The 25,850-nt window shown below is 42.4% G+C and carries 27 protein-coding genes; 9 read left to right on the forward strand and 18 right to left on the reverse strand.

Going from position 1 to position 25,850, the window contains the following annotated elements:
- Positions 1 to 108: 108 nt before the first annotated feature.
- The 3 genes from IGI71_RS09500 to IGI71_RS09510 all read right to left on the reverse strand — a co-directional run bounded on the left by IGI71_RS09500 (position 109) and on the right by IGI71_RS09510 (position 2,499).
- A complete protein-coding gene (locus IGI71_RS09500; RefSeq protein WP_270288023.1) occupies positions 109 to 1,458 on the reverse strand; it encodes a PFL family protein in 1,350 nt (449 codons plus the stop codon).
- Between the two features lie 8 nt (positions 1,459 to 1,466).
- Entirely contained in the window at positions 1,467 to 1,733 is a 267-nt protein-coding gene (locus IGI71_RS09505; RefSeq protein ID WP_005230142.1) for an ACT domain-containing protein, read from the reverse strand.
- Between the two features lie 103 nt (positions 1,734 to 1,836).
- A complete protein-coding gene (locus IGI71_RS09510; protein ID WP_430615525.1) occupies positions 1,837 to 2,499 on the reverse strand; it encodes a 2,3-bisphosphoglycerate-dependent phosphoglycerate mutase in 663 nt (220 codons plus the stop codon).
- 415 nt (positions 2,500 to 2,914) lie between these two features.
- On the opposite strand from IGI71_RS09510, the gene IGI71_RS09515 reads away from it, so the two are divergent.
- The 3 genes from IGI71_RS09515 to IGI71_RS09525 are packed head-to-tail and all read left to right on the forward strand — an operon-like array spanning position 2,915 to position 6,283.
- On the forward strand, positions 2,915 to 4,396 hold the full coding sequence (locus tag IGI71_RS09515) for an ABC transporter permease subunit (protein WP_413153809.1): 1,482 nt from the start codon (positions 2,915 to 2,917) through the stop codon (positions 4,394 to 4,396).
- A complete protein-coding gene (locus IGI71_RS09520) occupies positions 4,389 to 5,111 on the forward strand; it encodes an amino acid ABC transporter ATP-binding protein (RefSeq protein ID WP_005230134.1) in 723 nt (240 codons plus the stop codon). The genes IGI71_RS09515 and IGI71_RS09520 overlap by 8 nt, the downstream gene beginning before the upstream one ends.
- Positions 5,112 to 5,128: 17 nt before the next feature.
- Positions 5,129 to 6,283, forward strand: coding sequence for a pyridoxal phosphate-dependent aminotransferase (locus IGI71_RS09525; protein ID WP_115232426.1), 1,155 nt, complete (start codon positions 5,129 to 5,131; stop codon positions 6,281 to 6,283).
- A 134-nt stretch (positions 6,284 to 6,417) separates the two neighbouring features.
- Here the strand turns inward: IGI71_RS09525 and IGI71_RS09530 are convergent, their stop codons facing one another.
- A complete protein-coding gene (locus IGI71_RS09530) occupies positions 6,418 to 7,125 on the reverse strand; it encodes a DUF4811 domain-containing protein (protein WP_005230129.1) in 708 nt (235 codons plus the stop codon).
- Entirely contained in the window at positions 7,122 to 8,600 is a 1,479-nt protein-coding gene (locus IGI71_RS09535; protein ID WP_010749631.1) for an MDR family MFS transporter, read from the reverse strand. The genes IGI71_RS09530 and IGI71_RS09535 overlap by 4 nt, the downstream gene beginning before the upstream one ends.
- A 137-nt stretch (positions 8,601 to 8,737) precedes the next feature.
- On the opposite strand from IGI71_RS09535, the gene IGI71_RS09540 reads away from it, so the two are divergent.
- From IGI71_RS09540 to spxB, 3 genes are all read left to right on the forward strand, one after another.
- On the forward strand, positions 8,738 to 9,223 hold the full coding sequence (locus tag IGI71_RS09540; protein WP_005230125.1) for a MerR family transcriptional regulator: 486 nt from the start codon (positions 8,738 to 8,740) through the stop codon (positions 9,221 to 9,223).
- A 180-nt stretch (positions 9,224 to 9,403) separates the two neighbouring features.
- Positions 9,404 to 10,096: an N-acetylmannosamine-6-phosphate 2-epimerase gene (locus tag IGI71_RS09545; RefSeq protein ID WP_115232428.1), complete on the forward strand. Its 693-nt coding sequence runs from the start codon at positions 9,404 to 9,406 to the stop codon at positions 10,094 to 10,096.
- Between the two features lie 127 nt (positions 10,097 to 10,223).
- Complete coding sequence (gene spxB / locus IGI71_RS09550; protein ID WP_413153807.1) at positions 10,224 to 11,957, forward strand: pyruvate oxidase; 1,734 nt, start codon at positions 10,224 to 10,226, stop codon at positions 11,955 to 11,957.
- 78 nt (positions 11,958 to 12,035) lie between these two features.
- On the opposite strand, the gene IGI71_RS09555 is transcribed toward spxB, so the two are convergent.
- Entirely contained in the window at positions 12,036 to 12,164 is a 129-nt protein-coding gene (locus IGI71_RS09555; RefSeq protein ID WP_005236316.1) for a hypothetical protein, read from the reverse strand.
- Positions 12,165 to 12,572: 408 nt separating this feature from the next.
- On the opposite strand from IGI71_RS09555, the gene IGI71_RS09560 reads away from it, so the two are divergent.
- The gene (locus IGI71_RS09560; RefSeq protein ID WP_016611105.1) at positions 12,573 to 13,118 is read left to right on the forward strand and encodes an NfeD family protein; all 546 of its coding nucleotides are present in this window, start codon (positions 12,573 to 12,575) and stop codon (positions 13,116 to 13,118) included.
- 25 nt (positions 13,119 to 13,143) lie between these two features.
- Positions 13,144 to 14,598, forward strand: a complete 1,455-nt coding sequence (locus IGI71_RS09565) for a flotillin family protein (protein ID WP_005230116.1) — start codon at positions 13,144 to 13,146, stop codon at positions 14,596 to 14,598.
- Positions 14,599 to 14,676: 78 nt separating this feature from the next.
- On the opposite strand, the gene IGI71_RS09570 is transcribed toward IGI71_RS09565, so the two are convergent.
- The 3 genes from IGI71_RS09570 to IGI71_RS09580 form a co-directional block, all read right to left on the reverse strand.
- Positions 14,677 to 15,246: a sugar O-acetyltransferase gene (locus IGI71_RS09570; protein WP_153884054.1), complete on the reverse strand. Its 570-nt coding sequence runs from the start codon at positions 15,244 to 15,246 to the stop codon at positions 14,677 to 14,679.
- Positions 15,247 to 15,268: 22 nt separating this feature from the next.
- Complete coding sequence (locus IGI71_RS09575; protein ID WP_016611102.1) at positions 15,269 to 15,781, reverse strand: cyclophilin-like fold protein; 513 nt, start codon at positions 15,779 to 15,781, stop codon at positions 15,269 to 15,271.
- Between the two features lie 122 nt (positions 15,782 to 15,903).
- The gene (locus IGI71_RS09580; RefSeq protein ID WP_430615534.1) at positions 15,904 to 17,001 is read right to left on the reverse strand and encodes an alpha/beta hydrolase; all 1,098 of its coding nucleotides are present in this window, start codon (positions 16,999 to 17,001) and stop codon (positions 15,904 to 15,906) included.
- Positions 17,002 to 17,212: 211 nt separating this feature from the next.
- On the opposite strand from IGI71_RS09580, the gene IGI71_RS09585 reads away from it, so the two are divergent.
- Entirely contained in the window at positions 17,213 to 18,097 is an 885-nt protein-coding gene (locus IGI71_RS09585) for a LysR family transcriptional regulator (RefSeq protein WP_115232435.1), read from the forward strand.
- Positions 18,098 to 18,185: 88 nt separating this feature from the next.
- Here IGI71_RS09585 and IGI71_RS09590 read toward each other — a convergent pair whose 3' ends face one another.
- The 9 genes from IGI71_RS09590 to IGI71_RS09630 all read right to left on the reverse strand — a co-directional run bounded on the left by IGI71_RS09590 (position 18,186) and on the right by IGI71_RS09630 (position 25,850).
- Entirely contained in the window at positions 18,186 to 18,599 is a 414-nt protein-coding gene (locus IGI71_RS09590; RefSeq protein ID WP_034858575.1) for a VOC family protein, read from the reverse strand.
- Between the two features lie 401 nt (positions 18,600 to 19,000).
- Positions 19,001 to 19,372: a DUF3788 family protein gene (locus IGI71_RS09595; RefSeq protein WP_430615538.1), complete on the reverse strand. Its 372-nt coding sequence runs from the start codon at positions 19,370 to 19,372 to the stop codon at positions 19,001 to 19,003.
- A 48-nt stretch (positions 19,373 to 19,420) separates the two neighbouring features.
- Positions 19,421 to 19,885: a hypothetical protein gene (locus tag IGI71_RS09600; protein ID WP_015509866.1), complete on the reverse strand. Its 465-nt coding sequence runs from the start codon at positions 19,883 to 19,885 to the stop codon at positions 19,421 to 19,423.
- A 58-nt stretch (positions 19,886 to 19,943) separates the two neighbouring features.
- Positions 19,944 to 20,246: an antibiotic biosynthesis monooxygenase family protein gene (locus IGI71_RS09605; protein WP_115232437.1), complete on the reverse strand. Its 303-nt coding sequence runs from the start codon at positions 20,244 to 20,246 to the stop codon at positions 19,944 to 19,946.
- 165 nt (positions 20,247 to 20,411) lie between these two features.
- A complete protein-coding gene (locus IGI71_RS09610) occupies positions 20,412 to 20,786 on the reverse strand; it encodes a hypothetical protein (protein WP_118215120.1) in 375 nt (124 codons plus the stop codon).
- A gap of 269 nt (positions 20,787 to 21,055) precedes the next feature.
- Complete coding sequence (locus IGI71_RS09615; protein ID WP_430615542.1) at positions 21,056 to 22,039, reverse strand: serine hydrolase domain-containing protein; 984 nt, start codon at positions 22,037 to 22,039, stop codon at positions 21,056 to 21,058.
- 141 nt (positions 22,040 to 22,180) lie between these two features.
- Complete coding sequence (locus IGI71_RS09620) at positions 22,181 to 22,732, reverse strand: CDP-alcohol phosphatidyltransferase family protein (RefSeq protein ID WP_195961653.1); 552 nt, start codon at positions 22,730 to 22,732, stop codon at positions 22,181 to 22,183.
- A 128-nt stretch (positions 22,733 to 22,860) separates the two neighbouring features.
- On the reverse strand, positions 22,861 to 23,553 hold the full coding sequence (locus IGI71_RS09625; protein ID WP_430615545.1) for a M23 family metallopeptidase: 693 nt from the start codon (positions 23,551 to 23,553) through the stop codon (positions 22,861 to 22,863).
- Between the two features lie 323 nt (positions 23,554 to 23,876).
- Entirely contained in the window at positions 23,877 to 25,850 is a 1,974-nt protein-coding gene (locus tag IGI71_RS09630; protein ID WP_270275805.1) for an ABC transporter permease, read from the reverse strand.

Genomic DNA, 25,850 nt, shown 5'->3' on the forward strand with positions numbered 1-25,850 from the left:
TTAAGCATGAAAAAAATAGTTACATGACTAAAAAACCTTTAAAAGACAGCATTTTGGTCGGTCTTTTAAAGGTCATTTTATCATATTTTCCTAGTAAAGGAGTACAAATTAATTTTTGAATGAATGGATCGGAGCGGGAATACGCCCCCCACGTAAAATGAAATCAGTAGACTGTGCAGGATTGGTTTTCATCACTGGTGCCGTCCCTAATAATCCACCAAATTCAATGCGGTCGCCGATTTTTTTGTCTTTCGCTGGAATGATTCGGACAGCTGTCGTCTTGTGGTTGATGACGCCGATCGCTGCTTCATCCGCAATCATTGCGGCGATCGTCTCAGCAGAAGTATCTCCTGGAATCGCAATCATATCCAAACCGACAGAACAGATTGCCGTCATGGCTTCAAGTTTTTCTAAATTCAATAAACCAGTTTCTACAGCCTTGATCATCCCTGCGTCTTCAGAAACGGGGATAAAGGCACCCGACAGCCCCCCAACATGATTACATGCCATTACGCCGCCTTTTTTTACTGCATCATTTAACAAGGCCAAAGCCGCTGTCGTTCCGTGGGTACCGACAGATTCTAGACCCATTTCTTCTAAAATCAATGCCACACTATCGCCGACTGCAGGAGTTGGCGCCAGCGAAAGATCGACGATCCCGAATGGAACGCCCAAGCGCTCTGAAGCCACGCGCCCGACCAATTGCCCCATCCGCGTGATCTTGAAAGCTGTTTTTTTGACTGTTTCCGCCACGACATCAAAGGACTCGCCTTTGACTTTTTCCAAGGCACGTTTGACGACACCAGGTCCGCTGACACCAACGTTGATTTCCACATCAGCTTCACCGACCCCATGAAAAGCCCCCGCCATAAAGGGATTGTCTTCCACTGCATTCGCAAAGACGACGAGCTTCGCACAGCCCATATCTGATGCCTCAGCCGTCTTCTTGACTGTTTCTCCCATCAGACGTACTGCATCCATGTTGATCCCAGCTTTCGTTGATCCAATATTGACCGACGAACAGACAAAATTGGTTTGAGCCAAGGCTTCTGGAATCGATTCGATCAATGCAAGGTCGCCGCCTTGATAGCCTTTTTCTACTAGTGCGCTATAGCCGCCGATGAAATTGACTCCGACTTCTTGCGCCGCTCGATCCAAGGTCTTCGCAACTTTGATACAGTCTGCGGGTGTCGGCTGGCAAGCTGCCACTACGATCGCTACAGGGGTAACCGAAATCCGCTTGTTAATGATCGGAATGCCATATTCACTTTCGATCTCTTCGCCGACTTTGACAAGATCTTTCGCTTTTGTTGTAATTTTTTGAAAAATTTTCTCACAGGTACGATCAATGTCGGCGTCAATACAATCCAATAATGAGATCCCCATTGTGATGGTACGAATATCTAAGTTTTCTTCTTCCACCATGCGAATGGTTTCAAGTATTTGATTTGTCTCCATAGTGCCTCCTATAATTTGTGCATGGTATCAAAAATCTCTTGATTTTGAATACTGATTTTTACACCTAATGTACGACCAATTTGGTGAAGCTCCTCACGAACACCATCAAAATCTTGATTGGCATCCATGTTTAAAAGCATCATCATCGTGAAGTAATCTTCCATGATCGTTTGGGACACATCTAAAATATTGATTTCTAATTCTGCTAATTTCTGGCTAACACCAGCAATGATTCCAACCTTGTCTTTTCCAATAACGGTTAATACGGCTTTCATATCCTCCCGCCTTTCATAAAATTTTTCTTATTATAGCACAACAAAACCACATTTTCGATGTAACATCAAACGAAAATGTGGTTTATTCTTTAAATGTTCGTTATTACGCCCGTTCAATCAAGTTTTCTTGGCTATCAAACTCATAAATGATCGGCTGTGCGTTAGGAATATCGATCGTATCCATGGCATCTTTTGGCACGTCTTCCAAGTATTTGACTAACGCCCGCAAGCTGTTCCCATGACCAGTAATGAGAATATTCTTATGATCTTTAAGTAACGGAACCACCTGGTCTTGCCAAAATGGGACTACTCGCGCCACCACCATCCCCAGATTTTCTCCCTTAGGTATCAAGCGAGGGTCTAAAGAATCATAGCGTCGGTCTAAATCATTTTCCTCCACATATAAAGGCGGTTCATCATATCCACGTCGCCATTTTTGCACCTGTTCTTTTCCATACTTTGCCACCATCTCATCTTTATTGACCCCTACTAATTGGCCATAATGACGTTCATTTAGGCGCCATGTTTTTTTCACAGGAACCCAAAGCTGATTGCTGGCTTCCAGAACGGCATCGCAAGTGATGATCGTTCGCTGCAGCACAGATGCAAAGGCAAAATCAAAGGAAATCCCCAATGCTTTGATCTGTTCCCCCGCAGCCCAAGCTTGTTGTCGGCCTTTTTCGGTCAGAGAAACATCCAGCCACCCTGTCCAGTAATTTTCAAAATTTGCTTCGCTTTCACCATGTCGAATCAATACGACCTTCATTCTATCGCCTCCTCTTCTCTTTTATTATCGCAAGAAATCCAAAAAATGTCTTATGTTTCGTTTTTGCCGCTTTGTTTCAGACAACTTTTTATTTTGTCATTGCAGATTCTGTTTCTCGTTTAAGCGAAGCTGCTTTCTTTCTTCATTATCCGTTATTTTCTAAGCATCCTTTCAAATAGATGTGTTTAGAAAATGGCTGCTGCTCCTTTTCCACTTTCTTCTTCCTTGGATTGCAAATAATTTGAATAAATGGTTTTACGCTCTACAACAATTTTTGACTTTTTTTCTCTGACTTATTGACTTCAACTGATGTTATGCTATGATAGTTTCTATCACTTATATGTATTTTTATACATTTATTAGTTATTATTTGCATTTTTAATAGATGCGCAGAAAAAGTTAAAGGGGCGTTTACATGAAAAGGTTTAGTAAGGGTACTGTTTTATTAGGGATCATCACAGCGTTGCTGCCGTTTTTCTTTGTCGGACAAGCACATGCAGAAGAAACCGATCCAATCTATGAAAAAGTCAAAGAAAATGGTGTATTGGTCGTGGGTTTATCTGCCGATTATGCACCATATGAATTCCGTACCAATGTTGATGGAAAAAATGAAATCGTGGGGATCGATATCTCGATTGCTCAAAAAATTGCAGATGACTTAGGGGTCGATCTGAAAATTGAGGAGCTTGGGTTCGACGCGCTGTTAGGGGCTCTAAAAACGGGTAAAATCGATGTCGTCATCTCTGGGATGGCTGCGACGGATGAGCGCCGTAAAGAAGTCAATTTCACTGACACCTATATGGAAGTCCAACAGACCGTCCTGGTTCGAGCAGAAGACGCGGATCGTTTCCAATCGACGGCTGATTTTGATGGTGTAGCTGTCGGTGCACAACGACAAACCACACAAGAAGAGCTGGCAAATACAGAATTGACTGGCTCGACCGTCACCTCTTTGCAAAGGGTGCCTGATTTGATCACCAATCTAAAATCACGCAAGATCGATGCGATCGTGATGGAAGGTCCCGTCGCCGAAGCTTATGTGACGGCGAATGATACCTTGGCATTAGCCGAAAATGTCACGTTTGAAAACGGCGTGAAGGAGACCGCGATCGCCATCTCGAAAGAAGCACCAGTTTTACTGGAAAAACTCAATTCCTCCATTGAAACTATCATTAGTAATGATCTTTTAAGCCAATACAAAGAAGATGCCTATCGATTGATGTTTACCGAAGAAGGCACGATCGATGAAGAGCAAAGCTTTTGGGAAAAATATCTGCCTTTTTACATCACTGGAACTGGCTATACGATCTTCCTAGCCTTGGTTGGGGTATTATTCGGCTCTATCGGTGGCAGCTTATTAGCCTTTATGAAGCTTTCTAAGTCAAAAGCACTGAAAGTCATTGCCGCTGTCTATATTGAATATGTTCGGGGAACACCTTTGTTAGTACAAATATTTATTGTATACTTTGGAACAGGCGTGTTAGGCTTAGAGCTTTCGAAATTAGCTGCTGGCTGTATTGCCTTAGCACTAAACAGTGCCGCCTATGTGGCAGAAATCATTCGTGCTGGGATCAATGCCGTCAATAAAGGACAGCTGGAAGCCGCTCGTTCATTAGGAATGAATCAGATCCAAGCGATGCGCTTCATCATTTTCCCGCAAGCCATCAAAAACATCTTGCCTGCTCTAGGAAATGAATTTGTCACGGTCATCAAAGAGTCTTCGGTCGTATCGGTGATCGGTGTGTCTGAACTGATTTTCCAAACAGGCGTCGTTCAAGGGGCCAGCTTCAAACCGTTTTTACCATACGTTATCGTATCATTGATCTACTTTGTATTGACCTTCGCCCTCTCACGTCTATTGGGTGTTGCTGAAAGGAGAATGAAAACTAGTGATTAAAGTTGAAAAATTAGTGAAAACATTTGGCGAGAATACCGTCTTAAAAGAAATCGATCTTGAAGTGACACCTGGTGAAGTCGTTGTGATCATCGGACCCTCAGGAAGTGGGAAAAGTACTTTCTTACGCTGCTTGAATCTTCTTGAACAGCCGACTGGCGGGAAAATTACCTTCGAAGGCAATGATTTATTGGCAAAAGGGGTGAAAATCGATCAGATTCGTCAAAAAATGGGAATGGTCTTTCAAAGCTTCAATTTATTCCCTCATAAAACGGTGTTAGAAAATCTGACTATCAGCCCGATCAAAGTCAAACAGCAAGAGCAAGCTGCTGCCGAAGAGACAGCGAAAGGATTGCTGGAGCAAGTTGGCTTAGCTGAAAAAGCGGATAGTTACCCCTCTAGCCTTTCTGGCGGGCAGCAGCAACGGGTGGCTATTGCTAGAGCGTTGGCAATGGATCCTGATGTAATGCTCTTTGACGAACCAACCTCAGCATTGGACCCAGAAATGGTTGGAGAAGTGTTGACAGTCATGCAAGCTTTAGCAGAAAAAGGCATGACGATGGTCGTCGTTACCCACGAAATGGGCTTCGCTAAAGAAGTTGCCGATCGTGTCATCTTTATGGCTGACGGTATCATTCAAGAACAAGGAACACCAGAACAGATCTTTGAGCATCCGCAAAATGCGCGGACACAGGATTTTTTAAGCAAAGTTTTATAGAAATTGGAGATGACAAAATGAACCGTCCGTTGATTGCAGAACGTTTTTTACAACCAGAAGAAAATCTTTTAATGGAGATCGCCACTCTTGCGAAAAAAACCCCAAATTTGATTGATTTGTCGATTGGTGATCCTGATTTGATTACAGATGCGACAATCATTGATGCAGCTTTTGCTGACGTCAAAGCAGGTCATACAAAATACACCGCTTCAGACGGCAGTGCTGATTTTATCCAAACTGTCGTTGATTTTTATCAAAAGCAATACCAGCTTACTTTTTCTCCTAGTCAAGTACGAGGAACTGTCGGTGCATTGCATGGCATGTACTTAGCTTTGGCTGCCATCATTGATCCTGGTGATGAAGTGATTATTCACGAACCGTACTTTTCGCCTTACAAACAACAAGTCGAACTAGTCGGTGGTGTGCCAGTCTTTATTCCGACCTTTGAAAAAGATGGCTTTCAAATCGACGTCGAGGTTTTAAAGGCCGCTATCACTGAGAAAACCCGTGCAATCATTATCAATTCACCCAACAATCCTACTGGTGCTGTTTTTTCTCCAGAAACTTTTGAAAAAATCGCAGCAGTTGCCATTGACCATGACTTACTGATCCTCTCAGATGAAGTCTATGAAGCCTTTTGCTTTGATGACACCTTTGTACCGATGGCAGCCTTCGCACCTGAGAACACCATCACATTCAGCAGTTTCTCAAAAGCCTTTGCCATGACAGGCTGGCGGATCGGTTACATGATCGCACCTGAATCGATCAATCTTACGGCAAAACTGATCAATGAGGCGATCGCCTATTCGGCACCAACTCCTTCACAACGGGCAGGTATTTACGCATTGAATCACTATGATACCCTCGTGCCGCAAGTGGTTGCTGTCTTTAAGGAACGACTGACTTACATTGAACAACGGGTTGCTGAGATCCCGTTCCTTTCCTTATCCCCAGTCAAAGGAAGCATGTATGCCTTCATCAACATTGAACAAACGGGGTTGGACTCTGTCAGCTTTGTCGAGAAATTATTAAAGGAAACCAGTGTGCTGATGATCCCTGGGAAAGCCTTTGGAGAAACGACCGGCGATGGCTATGTTCGCTTAGCTGCCACCCAATCGTTGGACTTGTTAAAAGAAGCTTTCGACCGGATTGCCGCGTGCTCATTTGATTAAAGAAAATCCCACTCACTTCTAGTGTGTGGGATTTTTTTTGGTGGCAGCCGTTTTTCAAAAGTATCACGTTCCATATAAAAAAGGGACAGAAGAATCCGATTTGATTCTTCCCTCCCCTGACTATCTGCTCGTTTTTACTTTTTTGCTTCTTCCAGCAGTTTTGCCATCGCTTCTTTTTGATAAGCTTCTGTCAATTCAGCGATTTTTGCTTTTTGGGCTGCCTCATCCATAGTTGGATCAGCCATTAATGCAGCTTGCATTTTTTCTTGGACATACGCTTGTCCTTGTGTTTTCATGGTGTCCGCTTGTTCTTTCGCTAAAGAAGCCAGTTTTTTTGCTTGATCCACACTCAAGACTTCCCATGAATCTGGCAATGAGAACGTATTGGTACGGCTGACATATTGGCCATCGTTATCAGCGATCCCGAACAAGAAGCGTGATAGGTCACTTTTATAAACCCAGCGCGTCGTTTTTGTTTCTAATTGAGCTGAATCAGCCCCTGTTTCCACAACATTAGTCACTTTATCAGTACCGGTTTGTTTGGGTTCCTCTTGATCAGCATCCGTTTTATATAGGTAGATTTTTTCCGTACCATCTCCTAATGGCTGATACAATAGCAAATCAAAATTCTCGTTATCGGCACTAGAAACCAGCGGGGTTGTTTTAGCAGTTGTTTCTTTTTCCATTCCAAAATGATAGGTCAAATTGGCCATCAATGCGACGACACTTGCCACGAAGACTAGACCTAAGACCAATGATAAACCTGTTTGCAGCTTGTTTTTGGCAAAGACATTCAGTACCGCAAACCCTAACACGCTAAGAACGATCAAAAGCAAGATCATTTGTCCGCACCTCCTTCAAGAACCGTCAATCGTGGTTCTTTTTTCTTTAAGGAGAAGGCGATCAAGAATCCTAAGAAGCTAAAGACCGCTGCCACATAAAAGGCGGCATGGTAGCCAGATAAAGTCGCTTCAATTGCTTTTTCTTTGTATGCCAAAGGCGTTGCATCCAGCAAAGAATCACTTGGCAAGTTGCCCTTGGTGACGTTTGTCAAGACACTGATCAAGATAGCCGTACCAATTGAGCTGGCTACTTGACGGAACGTATTGTTTACCGCGGTACCGTGACTGATCAAATGACCAGGTAAGGCATTCATTCCTGAAGTCGTTACTGGCATCATCACCATTGAGATCCCGAACATCCGAATCCCATAAAGAATGATGATATGCAAAATCGGTGTATCTTTTGTTAAGAAAGCAAATGGTAAGGTTGCGGCAGTCAAGATAAACATCCCGGTGATCGCTAAACGTTTTGCACCATACTTATCAAAGATCGCACCAGTGATCGGCATCATGATCCCCATGATCAACGCACCTGGTAATAACATCAATCCTGAATGAAACGCTGATTCACCACGAATGTTTTGGATATACAATGGGAGAACCATTTCAGCACCGATCATCGCCATATTCGTGACCCCTGAAAGGATCGACGCCAAAGTAAAGGTCGTTGATTTGAACACGCGCAACTCTAAGAACGGATGCTCAATGTGCAATTGACGCCATGCAAAGAAAGCAATGAAAAAGACACCGGCTGCTAGAAAACCGATTACTTCCATACTGCCCCACCCTTTGTCGCCGACGCTTGAAAAGCCATAGAGCAATGTACCAAAACCAAGGGTTGATAAAATCGCTGAGAACAGATCGATTTTCGGATGCGACAATTCAATCACACTCTTCATTAGAAAGAGCGCTAAGACTAAGACTAAAACGACGATCGGAATGACCATTCCGAACAAATAACGCCAGTCATAATGATCAATGATCCAACCAGATAACGTTGGGCCTAAGGCTGGTGCCAACCCAATAACGATTCCTGACATGCCCATGGCTGAACCGCGTTTTTCTGGTGGGAAGATCGACAACATGATATTTTGCAAAAGCGGCATAGAGATTCCTACACCGGCAGCTTGCACTAAGCGTCCAATCAATAATGTAGAAAAGTTCGGTGCAGCAAAACAAGCGATCGTTCCAGCAAGGAAGATGCTCATTGCCGTTAAGTAAAGACTTCTCGAGCTGAACTTGTTGATCAGCCATGCGGTGATCGGGATCATGATCCCATTGACCAGCAAGAAACCAGTGGTCAGCCATTGGACATCAGATGCTGAGATGTCAAAGGCATCCATCAAAGTTGGAAAAGCCGTTGTTAACAATGTTTGGTTCAAAACAGTACAAAACGTACCGATCAGCAAAACCATGACCAGTAAGGAACGGTTGTAAGGTTTGCCGTAGATATCTAAAGGACGACTCGTTGACATATTTCACACTCTTTTCAGTATATTTTTCATAAAACCTTCTTTACTTTAAATCTTTCCCTGAAATTTGTCAACCTACTTGACATAAAAGTAAAACAAGTTACAATATTAACAAATACCTTTACAAGAATGGAGTCCGTATGTCTCATCTTTTTCGAAAACTCGTTGATAATGAAAACTTGTTGGTCGGCATCAGCGAACTTAGCCAAATGTGTGATATCTCCCCTCGCCAATTGCGTTATTGGGAACAAAAAGGATTTATTCAATCGGTCCCACAAGAAGAAAATGCCCCTCGAAAATACCGACTGCCCACGGTCGTCAAAGTGGAAATGATCAAAACGTTTTTAGATGAAGGCTTTACGTTGGCCAAGGCTGTTGAAAAAGCGGACAAAAAAATCAAGACCGCCCATCATATTCGCAAAGTGTTTTCTGGGGTTTTACAAAATTTAGAAGTCATCAATGAACGCTTTACGATCATCAGTCTGGGACCAGTAGATGACGAAGGAAAAATCCTCCATATCATTCACGATGAAGAAACAGAACGATTGCAATACGAAGTGCTGCCTGCTAATCAAACGATCGATTTTGAAAAGTTCAAGCAATGCACGTCAAAACAAGCAGAATAAAAAATCTGCCTAGCCTATTCGTTACGTGCAGCAAGTATCCATGACAATGATGCTTGCTGCACGTTTTTTGAATGTCTTGCCTTTGATTCAAAGAGGTGTTGATTCATTTACAAGCAAAAAACCTCATGATATAGTCGAAGGGAGAAACGAACCTTTAGTAGAATGGGAAGTGTCATATAAATGGAAAAAGAAGTCTTTACCCAACAAATCAAGGGCGGGTTGATTGTTTCTTGTCAAGCATTGCCTGGAGAACCCTTGTATACCGAAAACGGCGGTGTCATGCCCCTATTGGCAAAAGCAGCTCAAGAAGCTGGAGCTGTTGGCATCCGTGCCAATTCCGTTCGCGATATTCGCGAAATCCAAGCCGCTGTTGATCTGCCGATCATCGGAATCATCAAAAAAGACTATCCACCTGAAGAACCATTTATCACAGCGACCATCAAAGAGGTGCACGAATTAGCAGCTTTACAGATTGCGGTGATCGCTTTGGACTGCACCTTGCGCAAACGTCACGATGGCTTGACGGTCAATGCCTTTATCAAACAAATCAAAACTCTTTATCCCCATCAACTACTCATGGCAGATATCGCCACCTATGAGGAAGGCATCAATGCCTTTGAAGCGGGTGTCGATTTTGTTGGTACAACTTTGTCCGGCTATACGGCGAATAGTCCCACCAATGACGAACCAGATTATCAATTGATCCAGCAATTGGTTGCAGCAAAGGTTCCAGTGATAGCCGAAGGCAAGATCCACACCCCGAAACAAGCAAAGAAAATCCAAGATATGGGTGTGACGGGTATCGTGGTTGGTGGTGCCATCACCCGACCAAAAGAGATCGCCAGCCGATTCGTGCAAGAGCTGCGCAACTGAGTCGTTCATTTCCTAAAATAAGTCTTTCACTGCGCCTTGTGACAGAAGGCGCATTCTTTGTTGTCTTTTTGAGAAACGTTTATACTTAAAAGAGAACGAATGACAACAGAGAAAGCGAGTGAAGAAAATGACAAAAATCAATGCTGGTACAGCAATGATCAAGGTTTTTGAAGCTTGGGGCATCGACCATATCTATGGAATCCCCGGTGGATCTTTCAACTCAACGATGGATGCTTTGTACCATGAACGGCAATCGGTCAAATATGTTCAAGTACGTCATGAAGAAGCAGGTGCGCTGGCAGCAGCGGCTGATGCCAAGCTAACGAGAAAAGTCGGTGCGGTTTTTGGTTCTGCTGGTCCGGGTGCCACCCATTTGATCAATGGCTTATATGATGCTCAAATGGATAACGTGCCCGTCGTTGCCTTGTTAGGACAAGTAGCTTCGAGCTCGATGAACTACAATGATTTTCAAGAAATGAATGAAAATCCGATGTTCGCTGATGTCAGTATCTACAATCGCACGGTCATGTCCCCTGAAAGTTTGCCCCACGTGGTGGACGAAGCCATTAAAGCAGCCTACAAATTTAAAGGAGTCGCTGTGGTAACGATCCCGGTCGATTACGGGTTTGCAGAAATCGACGAACAGGAGATTGCAACCGCAAAAAATCATAAGACAGGTGTTCTCCAGCCTGATGAAGAGGATTTACAGGCTGCCCTTCCTTATTTTGAACAAGCAAAAAAACCCGTCCTTTATATCGGACAAGGTCTCTTTGGTCATTTTGATGCCATCGATGCTTTTTCTAAGCATTTCTCGATGCCTATCGCAGCTTCTGTCTTAGCCAAAGGCATCGTGCCTGATCTTTATGAAAACTTTCTTGGATTTGCTGGACGGGTTGCGACAAAACCTGCCAATGAAGCTTTGGCAGAAGCCGATCTCATCGTTTTTGTCGGCAGTGACTTCCCTTTTGGCCGCCGCTTTTTCAATCCTGGTGCCAACTTTGTCCAAGTTGATATCGACGCCTCGAAATTTGGTCGTCGTCATCAGACGGATGTCTCCGTTTTAGGAGATGGTGCGACTGCTCTTAGAAAATGGACAGAGATGGCAGCCCCTCGTCCTGCAGATGCTTGGTTAAAAGCCAATCAAGAAAACTGTCGCAATTGGCATGAATGGCGCCATCGTTTTTACCATGATTCGCAAGAGCCTTTGCGTCCTGAACCTGTCTATCGAGAAATCAACCGGATTGCAGCTCCTGATGCTCTGTTTGTCACGGATGTCGGTAATGTGACGATCCACAGTATCCGTCATTTAGAAATGACGGGTGAACAGCGTTTTACAACGTCTGGCTGGTTTGCGACAATGGGTAATGGTGTACCTGGTGGGATCGCAGCTCAATTGAGCTATCCGAATCGCCAAGTATTTACCTTTAGTGGGGATGGCGGTTTTGCGATGCAAATGCAAGACATCATCACCCAAGTGAAATATGATTTGCCAATCATCAACGTGGTCTTTTCCAATGACTCATTCGGCTTCATCGAAGCGGAGCAAGAAGATACCGAGCAAACCAAGTTCGGTGTCCAACTAGCCGGTGCTGATTTTGGTAAAGTTGGGGAAGCATTAGGTGCGAAAGGCTTCACGGTAACGAAGGAAGAAGAATTAGCATCCGTCTTTACACAAGCTAAAGAAATCAACGGACCTGTGGTGATCGATGTCAAGATCGCTAACGAACGACCTCTTCCTGTCGAAGAACTGAAACTTGATCCGAACCGCTTCAGCGCTGAAGAAATCGCAGCTTTTAAAGCAAAATACCAAGTCCATGATCTACCGGTTTTGAGTGAGTTGTACGTGGATTCTCAAGAGTAAATAAAAAAGAGAGAAAGACAGAAATCCTGTCCTTCTCTCTTTTTTTCATCAACCATTTCATGTTTCTAATGCATCGCCTTACTTATTATAAATTTTCGGGCCTTTACGCATGTTTTTTCGATCGTTTTTTGGGGATTCCATTTTTTTTGAACGGCCGCCGCCTTGTTTTTTCTTGATTAGTTCTAACATTTTTTCTTTTTGATCCATCGATTCCACCTCTATTTCTTAGCAATACTGTCGGTTGAAAAGAAGTGTTCCTGACTTCTTTTATGTTTGCGAACAACTACCTTCGATCTATGGTAATAGAAAATAAAAGCTGCCTCTTACGATTCAAATCATCTGCAGCTAATTTTGCCTTTTTCTAGTACCCTGATTTAATCTACTTGGATTTTCCTGGTTTGTCAATGGCTGATGAAAAAAAGCTGATTTTTGATCGGCTCTTTCAAAGAAATAAACCTCCCTTTGTTGTACTATTTGTTCAATTTTACTATTTTATTTAAGTTTTTTTATTATTTATTGGTATAATTATAACAGAATACCTATTCCGTTCTTTTCCTTCCCTCGTTCTTCTTTCGATTGTTTCTTAGCTTTCATTGTTCTTACAAATCACTCTATTTGAAAGGAGGTGGATACGTGCTGCACACTTATGCACCTGATCAGATTTATTTGTATGTATTGATTGGCTGTGCCATTTTAGCCTTTTTGCTGCTTCTGTTTGGCGATATCTTCGATTTTGATGGTCCAATTGATCCGATGTTGATCATCCCCTGGTTTGCCTTTACGAGTCTTTTCGGTTACTTAGGGGAAACTATTTTCCCAGGCTATTCGATGATGCTTTTCATTGGTAGCGCTTGTCTTTCTACAGGGCTCGTTTTTCTCTTGAATTTTTACGTGCTGATTCCCATGAGGAATGCTGAAGCGACGCTTTCGAGTTCCGAGAAAGACTTTGAAGGTCGAATCGCAACGGTGCTGACGCCGATTCCTTGTGAAGGAATGGGTGAAATTCAACTCACAAGTGTCACTGGTTCAAGTAATCGTCCAGCCTCGGCTTTTCAACCTATCGATGAACCATTAGCAGCAGGATCAAAAGTGTTGATTATTGAAGTCAAAGAGCGTATTTGCTACGTCGTTCCCTATACAGAAAAATTTTTGGACAACTAAAATAAATCACTAAAGAGGTGCATCTATGGATATTTTCTTATCACCAATTGTCTTTCCGATCGCAATCGTGGCGTTCATTTTACTGATGCTTTTGATCATCTTTGTCACGAAATATCAAACAGCCAAGCCCGATGAAGCGTTGATTATTAGCGGAAGTTACCTTGGCAACAAAAATGTTCATGCGGATGAGAGCAATAACAAAATCAAAATCGTGCGTGGTGGCGGAGCCTTTGTTTTGCCAGTGTTCCAACGATCAAACCGAATCAGCTTGCTTTCAAGCAAGCTAGATGTTTCAACACCAGAAGTGTATACGGAACAAGGAGTTCCCGTTATGTGTGATGGAACTTCCATTATCAAGATCGGCTCATCCGTGGAAGAAATCGCAACGGCAGCGGAACAGTTTCTAGGAAAAACCCGTGAAGAATTAGAAAATGAGGCACGAGAAGTCTTGGAAGGTCACCTGCGTTCGATCCTTGGTTCGATGACCGTCGAAGAAATCTATCAAAATCGCGACAAATTCAGCCAAAGCGTGCAAGAAGTGGCCTCTGTCGATCTAGCGAAAATGGGCTTGATCATTGTCTCCTTTACGATCAAAGAAGTACGAGACAAAAATGGCTATTTAGATTCTCTTGGAAAACCTAGAATCGCCCAAGTCAAACGGGATGCTGAAATTGCGGAAGCTGAAGCGCTGAAAGAAACCCGCATCAAAAAAGCCCAATCGGAACAAGAATCGCAAACAGCGGAATCAAAACGCATGACCGAAATCGCTGAAGCATTGAAGGAAAAAGAATTGAAGTTGGCGCTATATAAGAAAGAACAAGACATCGCCAAAGCCGATGCCGATCAAGCCTATCATCTGCAAAGTGCCATCATGAAACAAAAAGTCCGAGAACAAGAGATTGAAGTCGAAGTCGTTGAACGACAAAAACAAATCGAATTGGAAGAAAAAGAAATCTTGCGTCGTGAACGCCAATTTGATTCTGAGATCAAGAAAAAAGCCGATGCCGATCGTTATGCGCTTGAACAAGAAGCATTAGCGAAAAAAGCGTCTGCGTTAGCAACCACTGAAGCTGAGCAGTTTCGAACAGAGTCGTTGGCAAAAGCTGAAGCCGATAAGATTCGTCTGATTGGTTTGGCAGAAGCCGAGACGACCTTGGCGAAAGGAACAGCGGAAGCTGAAACGAAGGAAAAAATCGCTGAAGCCTTCAAGAAATATGATGAAGCAGCGATCCTTAGCATGATCGTTGAGATCATGCCGCAATTAGTCAAAGAGGCTGCCGCCCCATTAGGCAATATCGATAAAATTTCGGTCGTTGATACAGGATCAGGTGAAGGCGGCGGTGCCAATCGTGTCACCAATTACGCCACCAATCTTTTGTCGACCACACAAGAAACATTGAAAGAAACCCTCGGTCTGGATGTGAAATCGTTGATCGAAAACTTCGCCGGTTCCAATACGAGCGAGCCGCCTCAAGAATAAGAAAACCGCTGTTCGTCTTCATCGCTTCAAAAGCGACAAGGCGAACAGCAGTTTTTTTCTTACTCATTGCTATTGTGCTTACTCAGTGACCTCTTTGACATAGTTTGCAGGTACACCAGCCACGATCGTGCGCTCAGCGACATCTTTGGTCACCACTGCCCCAGCAGCAATGATTGCATGGTCACCGATGTTCACACCAGCCACGATCGTTGCATTTGAGCCAATCCAGACATTCTTCCCAATCGTAATGGGTGCTGGATAAAGCGTACTACGATCTTCAGGGTGAAGGCCATGATTCAAGGTAGCTAGAACTACGTTGTGCCCTATTAGGGTACCATCACCGATCGTGATCCCTCCTTGGTCTTGAAAATGACAACCGGCGTTAAGAAACACCCCTTTACCAATGCGGATGTTTTTGCCGTAATCTGTATAAAAAGGCGGAAAAAGCGAAAATGTCGGTTCAACTGCTTTCCCAGTCAATTGAGCAAAAAGTTCTTGTAATTCATGAGGTTCATGATAAACCGTATTGATTTTCATGGTCAATTTTCTCGCCTCAGCACTCAAAGCCATCATTTGTTTTGAAGCTTGCGAACCGGCAAGTAAGGGTTCACCACTTGCCATAATTTTGTTTAATTGATCGATCGTCATTTGTTTTTCTCCTAATCATTCGTTACTCACGAGTATTTTCTAGCGAAAAGACAACCTCCACGTCTTCTCCCCCCAATGCTTCCCTTAATCCTGCTGGATCTTCAATCACGCCGATACGACTATAGCCACCATAAGAATTGGTAAAGGTCTGATAAAACAGCACCAACGTATGACTATTCCAGCTCATGATTTCTCCTGCGTGAATGATCTCCGGCCGTTCTGTAGTCATTTCTGGCAAATTCTCAGAAAAACGATAATATTTCTCGTTGTTGTTCAAGTCACTCATTGTCAACGTGAAGGGCATTTGATTCATTAGGTATTCAGACGCCTCATTTTCATAAAACTTCGCTATAAAATCCTGTTGACCAACCGTAATGACGACAGCTGTTTGTGATTCAATCGTCGGTTGATCATGATCCTGACTTGCCTCAGAGGAAGTTTCGCTGGCAGACAGCGCATGCCTCTCCTCTGTTCCACTTGTCCCACAGGCACTTAGTAGGAACAGCAAGACAGCAGGGATGATTTTTATCAGCATGGTCTCGCTCCTTTCTGCTGATGATTCGATGTAGCGGCGGGCAACGGAATGCGTATTTTCTAAAACACGACTGCTCAGCAGAGGAAACGGGACTGAACAGTCGTGCAGCTGGTTGTTGCGGTTTAATTCAAATGCTCTTGGAAGAATTCGGTCATTTGGTTAAAAGGAGTCACCTCTGTTTGGTCGTATAGATCAACATGCGAAGCATTAGGAATAATTGTCAGCTCTTTGTTATCACCTTGCAATTGCTCAAAAGCGTCTTGACTGAAGTAAAGTGAGTGGGCTTCTTCTCCATGAAGCAATAAAACGGCGCTTTGGATCTCATCAATGTAAGACAAAAGTGGCATATTTAAGAATGACAGCGAAGACGTGACATTCCAACCATCATTAGAGTTCAAGGAACGTTCGTGGTAGCCTCGTTCTGTTTTGTAATAATCAAAGTAATCCTGCATAAAGACCGGCGCATCTTCTGGCAGTGTATCTGGTACCCCACCTGCTCGTTCGTAGCTGCCATTGGCAAAATCAACTGTACGTTGGGCGTTCAGCTGCTGGCGCAATTCATGGCGTCCTTCAGCCCCCATTTCATCAAAATACCCTTGAGCATTGACTCTCGACATGTCATACATGGTGGCAGAAACAGTCGCTTTCACACGGGTATCGATGGCTGCGGCGTTCAAAGCTAGACCACCCCAGCCACAAATCCCGATCAAACCGATTCTTTCTTCATCTACGTTTTCTTGGACAGATAGAAAATCGACGGCTGCTTGAAAATCTTCTGTATTAATGTCTGGGGAAGCCACATAGCGTGTTTCGCCACCGCTTTCACCTGTATAGGACGGATCAAAAGCGATCGTAACAAAACCACGCTCTGCCATCGTTTGCGCATATAGACCAGATGTCTGCTCTTTGACTGCTCCAAAAGGTCCGCTAACGGCGATTGCTGGAAGTGGTCCTTGCGCATCAATTGGTTCATAAAGATCCGCAACTAAAGTGATCCCGTAACGATTCTGGAAAGTCACTTTTCGGTGATTCACCGTGTCACTTTCTGGGAAAACTTTATCCCATTCATCTGTCAATGAAACATTTTCTGTCATCGTTTCTCCTCCTGAGCTGGCTTGCGGCTCTTCATTCGTCTCATCATTATTGCTGCTACAAGCACCTAAAACCAAAGGTGCCAGCACAACTAAAGACACAAGGGCCTTCTTTTGCCATTTTTTCATTTCATTCGCCTTCTTTCTCGGTCAACTATCCTGTACCTTAGGGCGATTCTCCAATGTTTCTCAACTGATCAAGGTCTGGATGATCGTTTTTTCTTGATCGCTTGAGCTATTTTTGGATAAACCTATTGTACTTGCAGCATCTTTCTATGTAAAATACTAATATCAAATACCCAACTATTCATATATAGCATAGAAAAAGGAGTATAGACCTATGGAATTAAAAAGTTTAACCACCTTTCTAACAGTTGCAGAAAAAGAAACGATTTCAGCTGCCGCAAAACATCTGCATCTCTCGCAACCATCCCTGTCACGACAGTTAATGGAGTTAGAAAAAGAATTAGGTGTCACGCTGTTCACCAGAGGCAATCGCAAAATCACGCTGACGGAAGATGGCGTCTTGTTTCGTAAGCGGGCGGAAGAAATTGTAGAATTGTTAGAAAAGACCCGTTCTGAATTTTTGTCACCTCGAGATACGATTACCGGTAACGTGTCGATCGGTGCTGGAGAAACCTACGTGATCCAGCTGTTGGGAAAAATCATCAAGGAGATTCAAGTTGAGTACCCTAACGTCAAATTTCATTTATTTAGCGGCAATGCTGACGAGGTCAAAGAACGGTTGGACAAAGGATTGTTGGATTTTGGCGTCGTGATCAGCCCCGTCGACGTCAAAAAATACCATTCCTTACGCTTACCTGCCAGAGATACCTGGGGCGTCTTGATGCGAAAAGACAGTCCCCTTGCTAGCAACGAAGTCATTACACCAAAAGATCTCTGGGAGGTTCCCTTGATTACTTCACGACAAAGTCTGGTCAGCAGTGAGCTTTCTAAATGGTTGAAAAAAGACATGAACAAATTGACTGTCGTTGCCACGTATAATCTCGTGTACAATGCGTCAAAGTTGGTTGAAGAAGGCGTCGGCTATGCATTGACCCTCGACAAATTAATCAACTTCACCCCTGACAGTCCTTTATGCTTTAGAAAATTGAGTCCCACTCTTGAATCAGATCTTGCAGTCATTTGGAAGAACACCCAAGTTTTTTCAAAAGCCTCTGGACTTTTCTTGGAGCGGATGAAGGAACGCTTTATAGAGGAATGATTTCAAATAAAAAAAGATTTATCTCAAAACAATTATGAGATAAATCTTTCTTTACGTTTTTTTCTGATTCTTTTTGAATGTGAACTCTTTAGACACCGCCATCCTCCAAGCTTAGCAAATTTCCTTCTGGATCGCGGAAATAGGCAATATGAAAAGCTTGGTCCCCTTCCCCCAAAACGGTTTTACTCACTTCAAACACTACACCAGCATTGTTCATTCTCGTATAATCTTCTTCAAAATCCGTGGTGTGAAACGTTGCCGAAAGCGTATCAGATGAAATCCGATTATCCGAAATCGGATAGCCCTCCATTTGATCGATCACGGCATCCACTTGGAACATACCAAAAAAAGGCGCCTCCTCTTTCTTCGATGCAAAGCTTGTATAAGGACCTGACTCATCGCCATAAGTTGGTACCAAACCAACTTTTTCCGTATAAAAATGATAACACTTCTGATAGTCTCCTTTGACTTGAACGCAAGCTGTGATTCGTTGAATAGTCATTTGTCTTTTCTCCTTTTCCAATGTGTCTTCCATCAATTCAAAAGTAATTAAAGCATATTTTACCCATAATAGCATATTTAGCGAGTAAAATTTATTTCATTGTGAATTTTATCCGATAATCTAATCAAAATTAGCTTTGGTTTTCCCAAGAGTTACTTATATTAAAACCCAATCAGAGGAAAGGCGATAAACTTAGAGTCTTCTGATTGACTTTTACTTTTCTTAACCTAAAAAATGGGTAAACTATAACAAAGATTCCTTTTTGATAGATGTAATAAAATCAGACTATCCAAGTTAAATAAACATACTCTTACTTTATTTACTTTTTTTGAACACGATCAATTCGGTGATATCTTCAAAGAGTGATGGATTAGCGACATCAAAAATCACAGAAAAAAACTTCATTTTCGTGCCTTAGTTGGCGCCTTAAGAATGGTTTCCTTTGTCTCATCGCTGACTGGTAAAGACAATAACTGTGTTCGGACTTTCTCGCTAAAGTGAAAGGAGACTTTGAAGAAGCCCTCCCACATCGAGAGCCAAAAAATTGGTTTCACTTTATTCGTTCCACGAGTCGTTGTCCATTTGTATTCGCCTTTTGACAACCACGCTTTTCCATCTTGGTAATAGCGCCAATCCATAAGAGAGATCCCCTCGTTTTCAAGGGTTTCGATAAAACGTTGATAAATGACATATCCTTCATCCAGAGATTCTGAAATCAGCTGCTCTGTTGGTTTCACGTTTTTGTCTCGAAACAATTGCTTTTTGCCTTCCATCCTTCCACTCAACTCCTTTGCGCTTCGTTTTTTAAGGTTTTCGCTACGTTACAATTTGATTTTGTTGATATCATCTGTAATGACCCAATCATCCATATTTTTTTCACGATTGTACTGAAATGGTGTTATTTCTTCTAATTCAGCGATTTCATAGACCGCTAGATACTTTTTCCCTGCCCATCGATCGACTTGTTTTTTCGATAAATTCAACTCTTTTTCATAGCGTTTAACAAAATCTATGGATTCTTCTTTCGTCATCTTTTCAGATTCAATCACGTTGGCAATGATGCCCCGATGAGTGATGGTCAAATCGCCGCCGGTCTCCACAAAATAAACAAGATCGTTGATTTTGGCTCTTCCTCCTAAAGGTGATTTTCTGCCGGCTGCCCCCCGAATAATCATTGTTTTGTCACCTTGAATCAGTTTCTCAAGCTCTTTGGCTTCCTTATTTAAATAGACCAAATGTTCTGCCCGACCGGCTTTTCCTTGATACCATTCTGCTGTCTTTGTCATAAGAAGTTCCTCTTTTCAGATGAATTGCTTTTTGCGCTGTTTTTTCCATGATGGCTAGTTATTGGAATGTTTTTTCAATCGTGTATAGGTGAGAGCTGCAACTGTTTAGATTGATGAATGAATAAAACTTTTGTGCAAAGGCATTAGGCGTGCCGCATCGGGCAAATGTTTCCGCATCTTCTTTCGTTTCGAACTTGGTGATGTCCGCCCAAGTTTCTCCATCTACTAATAATTCAAAAGAAAGGTATCCTCTTTGTTTGGAAATGTATTCTCGGTTTAATTGTTCAACGACACGAACAAACTCCGCTGTTGAAACGCCTTTTTTTAATTTGTACGAATTATGAAAAGCAACCTGTGCCATCGGGGCTTCCTCCTTTTAGATTCCTTCAAGAAATAGAGTGTTTAAAAAAAATACCAGTCCTCCATTCAACCGTTCAAATGACTTTTTTAACATCCGTTGTATTTCTACCCTGTCCTTTCTTAACAGTTGCAACAAAAAGTCTGTTCAGCAGGAGAGCATTTGGTACTAAAGCGAGCATTCAAGAACTTCCCCCAATAGTTTGTCGTGGGGAACGATCAAACATTTCTCCATTGCTTTCCAGTAACTTTCATACAACTTTTTTTGAGCTTTGCCATAATTCTCTTCGCTATCAAACTCCCAATAGTGAGCATATTTCACACATTTTATGACTCTCGTCAATGGATCTGGCAGGTGACCTTCCTTGATGGTCCTCATTTCTTTGATGTAATGGGTTCGTTTCATTAATCGAAAGAACAAAGCCCCCTCCATGGCCTTCATTGCCTCTGTTGCCTCCTGCATGACTGCTTCAAAGGTCTCAACACTACTGGGTTTCACTTGATAGATACTGATTTCTGAAAACACCCCGACCGCTCCTTTCACTTGTGATTTCCTTCTCAATCATAGTATACCAAGTTTACGTCGTTGATAGTTTGGTCATTTTATTCATTTCTCATTTATCTTCCGTTTATTATTGATTTAGCCTCCTACCTGCGGGATCAAATTGCTAAATTGTAATTTCATAAAAGGCTAGCAGCCGAGCTTTTTCAGTAGGTCACCTGCCTGCCATAGTCACAAAAAGGATCATTAAGCTTTCGCCTACAAAAAAAGCAATCAACTATTGACAGCAGACTGCTTTTTCTTAACGCTCATTAGTGCAAAAGGAACGGTTTTAGCTCTTTCTCGATAAAGTCGATGCGATCAAAGACAGTTGGCTTAAAATACGCCGTAATGGCGATAACAGTCTCTGATTCGGGATCAATATAAAGGACATTTCCACTATTGCCGATGGCGGCATAGGTGCTTTTCTCAGCATCCAAGATCCACCATAAATACCCATAACTCATATTTTGAAATTTCTCTATGTTTGTCTCTAGCGGATTGACCATTTCAGTGAGCCATTGTGAAGAAATCACTTGTTGTCCTTGATGGATGCCTTGGTTCAAGCATAGCTCACCGATTTTGGCTAAATCTTTTGCTGAAAGACAAAGCCCGTAACCTGCAGTGCCAATATTTAAAGGATCGCAAAACCAAACCGTTTTTTTTGGTGCCTTGCTCATCGTAAAGTGCTTATGCTCTTGTGCCGTTTCCGCATAATAATTGGTCAGTTCGGCTACACCAAGAGGTCGAAATAAATAATGGTTCGCATAATCAACGGTCGTCATTCCAGAAGCTTTCGCTAACAAACCAGTGAGGATCTGCAGACAAACGGTTTGATAATTGAATTCATTTGTCACTCCTTTTCTTCCTCCCAATAAATCAAGCGAGGCGCTGGTCCAGTCGTCACTCGAACAAACCTTTGTCCATGGATCACCTTTGCATTTATACGGGGCTCGCATCGTTAATAGGTGTTTGATCGTAATATCCTGAATCGTTTTTTCGCCCCGTTTTACTTGATAGTCTGGAAAATAATCGAGTACTTTGTCATTGACACTTCGGATGACACCTTGATCGATCGCTATCCCAACTAGTAGAGAAACGATACTTTTCGTAGCGGACATAAGGTGGCAAGTATCCTCTGGCTTATACTCATGCCATTCATCCGAGTAAACTTCCTTTCCATTTTGGTAGGCAGCAATTTGGCAAATATTAGGCTGGTTTTTACTGATACATGCATGCAGTTCTTGTCTATTCATTTGTGAAGCCTCCCTTCAAAGATAAGCATAATACCATTAAAAATTGTTTTCAATGTTATTTTTAAAATTGTTTTTGAAGGGTCTTTTAAAAGTCTATTAGCGATGAATACGCAAAAAAAAGCCCTCAATGATAGAGGCGCTTTACTTAAAACTTTCGAATATCGATTTTTGATTTCTATCCAGATTTTTTGAGAGGATCGTTATCAGCAATTCTTCTAATGCGGAAACAGTGGCGATGGTCCCCAAAATCAAGACAACAATTTTTGCAGGACTCACCATGAGCAGCAATGGGAAACTACCTAAAAGAAAACCGACTGCTTTGTTGAGCCATGTATGCAGACTACTAAAAGACCGATATTTTACATAGCCAATCAGATAACTGACAAAACGAATCATAGCAATTACTAGTAGCCAGACCCAAAGTGTATGAGCCGCCAACAACTGTGGTAGAAAAGAAAGAAAAACTGCGAGAAAAAAGCTTACATCTGCGAAACTATCTAGTAAGGCACCCACCTCACTCGTAAGATTCATCCTTCTTGCAAGCAGCCCATCGACGAGGTCGCTTAAAAAACAATAGGAATAGAGCAGCCAAAACCAGCCAGACATTGGCTGAAGGAATAGTAAAAGTGGTGCGAGAATCAGTCGAGAAGTGGTAAGGATATTGGGTAAATGATTCATTTGTTCTCCCTGCATTTCATTTTCTTCACAAATTTTGAAAACCTAAGATTATTTCACGTACTTAAAAGAAGTCCAAAGACTTTTAAACGTTTTTTCTTTTGAGCATCCTACAAGCCCTGATGCGAATGTTTCAAATCTGGTCCTTAGTCTTCCTTCAACAATCGTATCCGATCCGTACTTCCTGGTATCCGATTCTGCACCTTTGTCCATCCCCCTTCTTGGTACACTTCATATTCTTCAAAGCGGCAAGGAAGACCTTTCGCATGAGCGATATCACTTGTGTCCATCACTTGAAAATGCAGATGAGGCGAAGTCGAATTTCCTGAATGGCCAACGTTTCCGATCACCATCCCTTTGGTGATGTTTTGTCCTACGGAGACAGTGACAGATCCTTTTTGCAGATGGACAAATGCCATATAAACGCCCTCAGAAGCTTTTATCACAATGTAGTTGCCAGCTATTTGTTGATAATCATCTTTCTGTTCATTAAAAAACAAACCATTTTTTACAGCGATCGAAAAATCTCTGATCCAGTGAACGATTTTCCGTTCCCGATAGCCATCTCTTGCAACAATTACTTCGCCATCACAAGGCGCATAGATTTTTTCGCCCCAACAATAACAGCTCTCCAGCGGAACCCCTAAGAAGAAATAGCGCAGAAAGCTTCGATTATGAAAAGCTTTGGTTTTCCCCTCAAAATTAACTTGTAAAAAATCAAAGGCATAACGCAACCCCATTCGATCGGTACCATGGCTAGGAATCTTCTCGGCTGGTGTAGTCGGCGCAAGCCACTCACCTCTTAAGGGGAATCCAATGGTTATCGGCTGCTCTTTCATAAGGCTCTCTCCTTTTTGGATCACATGATCTCTTTTATTTTGAAATGACTATCAATCGCGCGGCACTCTATACCCGTGCTTTACTCCTTTTCACTATAGGTCACCTAAGGCTTTTTTTCAACTCTAAAAAAGTGGGCTAGCGGGCGTGCCTATCAAAAAAACACCTCAATCATGTAGTGATTCCAAACTGTTAGACCAAAAATTCTAACTTTTGAGCGTCGCTTCATGGATGAGGTGTTCTTACATTTTATTTTTTTGTAGCTCTTGGCGGTGACGACTAATCCATCTAGCTATCGTCTGACAAAATAACATTTGTCCATCCTCTACTGTTTGCGCTCCACCAATCGATAGTAGACTCTTGCGGTGATGAAATACACCAGCAGATAAATCATTGTAAACAACAGGACAGAAATAATCGTTACCGTAATCAATAAGTTACGATCCGTCAGACCAAAAAGAATCAGTAATTTTCGAATCATTGGTAAAGCAAACGCCAAATGGATGATCGCTGCCACCAAAGGAAATGAGAAGATCATCAAAACTTGCTGCTGGATCACTTGCTTGACTTCCTTATGGCTTAACCCAACTTTTTGCAAGATCTCGAAACGTTCTTTGTCCTCCATCCCTTCGGAAACTTGTTTATAATAAATGATCAATGCAGCAGCTAAAATAAAGATCACACCAAAAATCAAGCCTAAGAAGAAGAAGCCACCTGTAAAGGTTTTTGTTTGAACTTCAAAAAGATCTTTTGACTGAACGCTCGCATGAGCATCTGCTGCTAGAAGTTCGCTGCGAATCTCTTTTGCGATGGCTTCTCGATCGCTTGCTTCTGCTGCTTGAAAATTAAAGACTGTTGTTGTCACTGGTTGCTGGTAAAGTTGAAACTCTTCGTTTTGATACCAAGAGCTTAGCTTTTCGGCAAGCCACTGATCATCCACCACGAGAACAAGATGCTGAACGGGGTTTTCTGTTTTCGTGAATGTTGGCAGTTCTTTCAATTCCCGCAAGCGAAATTGACGATCATCGATCGTCGTCTTTTCTGGTAACGCTTGATGCGTCCAGGTGGCGGGAAAAACGAATAGTTCGTCGTCAGCGGGTCCTGTTTTCCCAGTGATTTCATGGTATTCAGAACTGGTAAGAAAAATAAGATACACGGCTTTATCTAAACTACCGCTATTTTCTTCAAAAGTGGTTGAGGGAACAAAATTTGGTTCCTCAAAGGTATAAAGCAACGGTCTTGTTGTAGTGACTTGCTGGCGCTCTTTGATCGTTAGCTTCTCTTCAAGTCCATCAATTGCTGTGTTGATTTGCTGGGAATCAGCCGCTGACTCAATTTGAACATCGTAAGGAAAACGGGTTTCGATCACATTCTTTTGTCCAAAATAAAGACTGGCGGTCGTAGCAACGGTCACTAACACCATCGTTGATAAAATACAAATGCTTGCTAAACCAGCCGCATTTTGCTTCATCCGATACAACATGGTAGAGACATTGATAAAATGGGTCGTTTGATAATAATAGGTCGTTCGTTTTCTTAAAAACTGCAATGCTTTGATACTGCCCGCAATAAACAACAAATAGGTAGCCAAGATTACGAGGACGACGGCGACAAAGAACAGGCCTAATGCACTGATAGGAGACTTGATCGTCACAGAGATCGTATAGCCTGCCACTAAACAAAGGACACCTAATAGTGCCAAAATACCTTTTGCTCGTGGTTCTTTTTCATTTCGCTTGCTTCCCTGCAGTAATTGAAGTGGATTGGTTTTGCGTACTTGCAGTATGTCAAATAAAAATAAACAACCAAAGACGAACATAAAATACAGGATCACCAAGCCAATACTCTCAAATGACAGTTTGAAGACAAAGAACTCGCCTACGGCTAAGATTTTCTTCAGTATCAAAAATCCTAATCGTGCAAACAATAAGCCACTGATCAGTCCGGCGGCAAGGCTAATGAGAAAACTGTAAAAGAGTTCCCAAAAGACCACGAAGGCGATCTCACGTTTTCCTAGTCCTAAAACATTGTAGAGACCAAATTCTTTTTTTCGCTGCTTGATCAAAAAGTTATTGGTGTAAAAGGAAAAGATCGCCGCAAAAATCATGAGGATGATATTTCCTAAACGAAACATGAAGATGGCGCTTTGACTACTAGGAAGTTCCTTCATTCCTGGATTGTTCACGATGATTTGCGTCATCATCAAAACAGCCACCAAGAAACTCATAGATAATAAAAAGGGTGTGTAAGCTTTGGCATTTTTACGCAAATTGGAGAAGGCGATTTTTTGAAAGAACAT

Origin of the sequence: Enterococcus sp. DIV1279b (assembly GCF_050531515.1) — a bacterium.
Lineage (GTDB): Bacteria > Bacillota > Bacilli > Lactobacillales > Enterococcaceae > Enterococcus_D > Enterococcus_D casseliflavus.

Bases quoted from the DNA above. Each gene is read 5' to 3' on its own strand.
- IGI71_RS09625 (WP_430615545.1), bottom strand. From the start codon at position 23,553: ATGAAAGAGCAGCCGATAACCATTGGATTCCCCTTAAGAGGTGAGTGG.
- IGI71_RS09630 (WP_270275805.1), bottom strand. From the start codon at position 25,850: ATGTTCTTTCAAAAAATCGCCTTCTCCAATTTGCGTAAAAATGCCAAA.
- IGI71_RS09545 (WP_115232428.1), top strand. From the start codon at position 9,404: ATGGAAAAAGAAGTCTTTACCCAACAAATCAAGGGCGGGTTGATTGTT.
- IGI71_RS09605 (WP_115232437.1), bottom strand. From the start codon at position 20,246: ATGGCACAGGTTGCTTTTCATAATTCGTACAAATTAAAAAAAGGCGTT.
- IGI71_RS09590 (WP_034858575.1), bottom strand. From the start codon at position 18,599: ATGACTATTCAACGAATCACAGCTTGCGTTCAAGTCAAAGGAGACTAT.
- IGI71_RS09585 (WP_115232435.1), top strand. From the start codon at position 17,213: ATGGAATTAAAAAGTTTAACCACCTTTCTAACAGTTGCAGAAAAAGAA.
- IGI71_RS09570 (WP_153884054.1), bottom strand. From the start codon at position 15,246: ATGACGATCGATCAATTAAACAAAATTATGGCAAGTGGTGAACCCTTA.
- IGI71_RS09615 (WP_430615542.1), bottom strand. From the start codon at position 22,039: ATGAATAGACAAGAACTGCATGCATGTATCAGTAAAAACCAGCCTAAT.
- spxB (WP_413153807.1), top strand. From the start codon at position 10,224: ATGACAAAAATCAATGCTGGTACAGCAATGATCAAGGTTTTTGAAGCT.
- IGI71_RS09530 (WP_005230129.1), bottom strand. From the start codon at position 7,125: ATGATCTTGCTTTTGATCGTTCTTAGCGTGTTAGGGTTTGCGGTACTG.
- IGI71_RS09575 (WP_016611102.1), bottom strand. From the start codon at position 15,781: ATGCTGATAAAAATCATCCCTGCTGTCTTGCTGTTCCTACTAAGTGCC.
- IGI71_RS09580 (WP_430615534.1), bottom strand. From the start codon at position 17,001: ATGAAAAAATGGCAAAAGAAGGCCCTTGTGTCTTTAGTTGTGCTGGCA.
- IGI71_RS09505 (WP_005230142.1), bottom strand. From the start codon at position 1,733: ATGAAAGCCGTATTAACCGTTATTGGAAAAGACAAGGTTGGAATCATT.
- IGI71_RS09595 (WP_430615538.1), bottom strand. From the start codon at position 19,372: ATGGAAGGCAAAAAGCAATTGTTTCGAGACAAAAACGTGAAACCAACA.
- IGI71_RS09525 (WP_115232426.1), top strand. From the start codon at position 5,129: ATGAACCGTCCGTTGATTGCAGAACGTTTTTTACAACCAGAAGAAAAT.
- IGI71_RS09535 (WP_010749631.1), bottom strand. From the start codon at position 8,600: ATGTCAACGAGTCGTCCTTTAGATATCTACGGCAAACCTTACAACCGT.
- IGI71_RS09600 (WP_015509866.1), bottom strand. From the start codon at position 19,885: ATGACAAAGACAGCAGAATGGTATCAAGGAAAAGCCGGTCGGGCAGAA.
- IGI71_RS09620 (WP_195961653.1), bottom strand. From the start codon at position 22,732: ATGCAGGGAGAACAAATGAATCATTTACCCAATATCCTTACCACTTCT.
- IGI71_RS09555 (WP_005236316.1), bottom strand. From the start codon at position 12,164: ATGGATCAAAAAGAAAAAATGTTAGAACTAATCAAGAAAAAACAAGGC.
- IGI71_RS09515 (WP_413153809.1), top strand. From the start codon at position 2,915: ATGAAAAGGTTTAGTAAGGGTACTGTTTTATTAGGGATCATCACAGCG.
- IGI71_RS09500 (WP_270288023.1), bottom strand. From the start codon at position 1,458: ATGGAGACAAATCAAATACTTGAAACCATTCGCATGGTGGAAGAAGAA.
- IGI71_RS09540 (WP_005230125.1), top strand. From the start codon at position 8,738: ATGTCTCATCTTTTTCGAAAACTCGTTGATAATGAAAACTTGTTGGTC.
- IGI71_RS09565 (WP_005230116.1), top strand. From the start codon at position 13,144: ATGGATATTTTCTTATCACCAATTGTCTTTCCGATCGCAATCGTGGCG.
- IGI71_RS09510 (WP_430615525.1), bottom strand. From the start codon at position 2,499: ATGAAGGTCGTATTGATTCGACATGGTGAAAGCGAAGCAAATTTTGAA.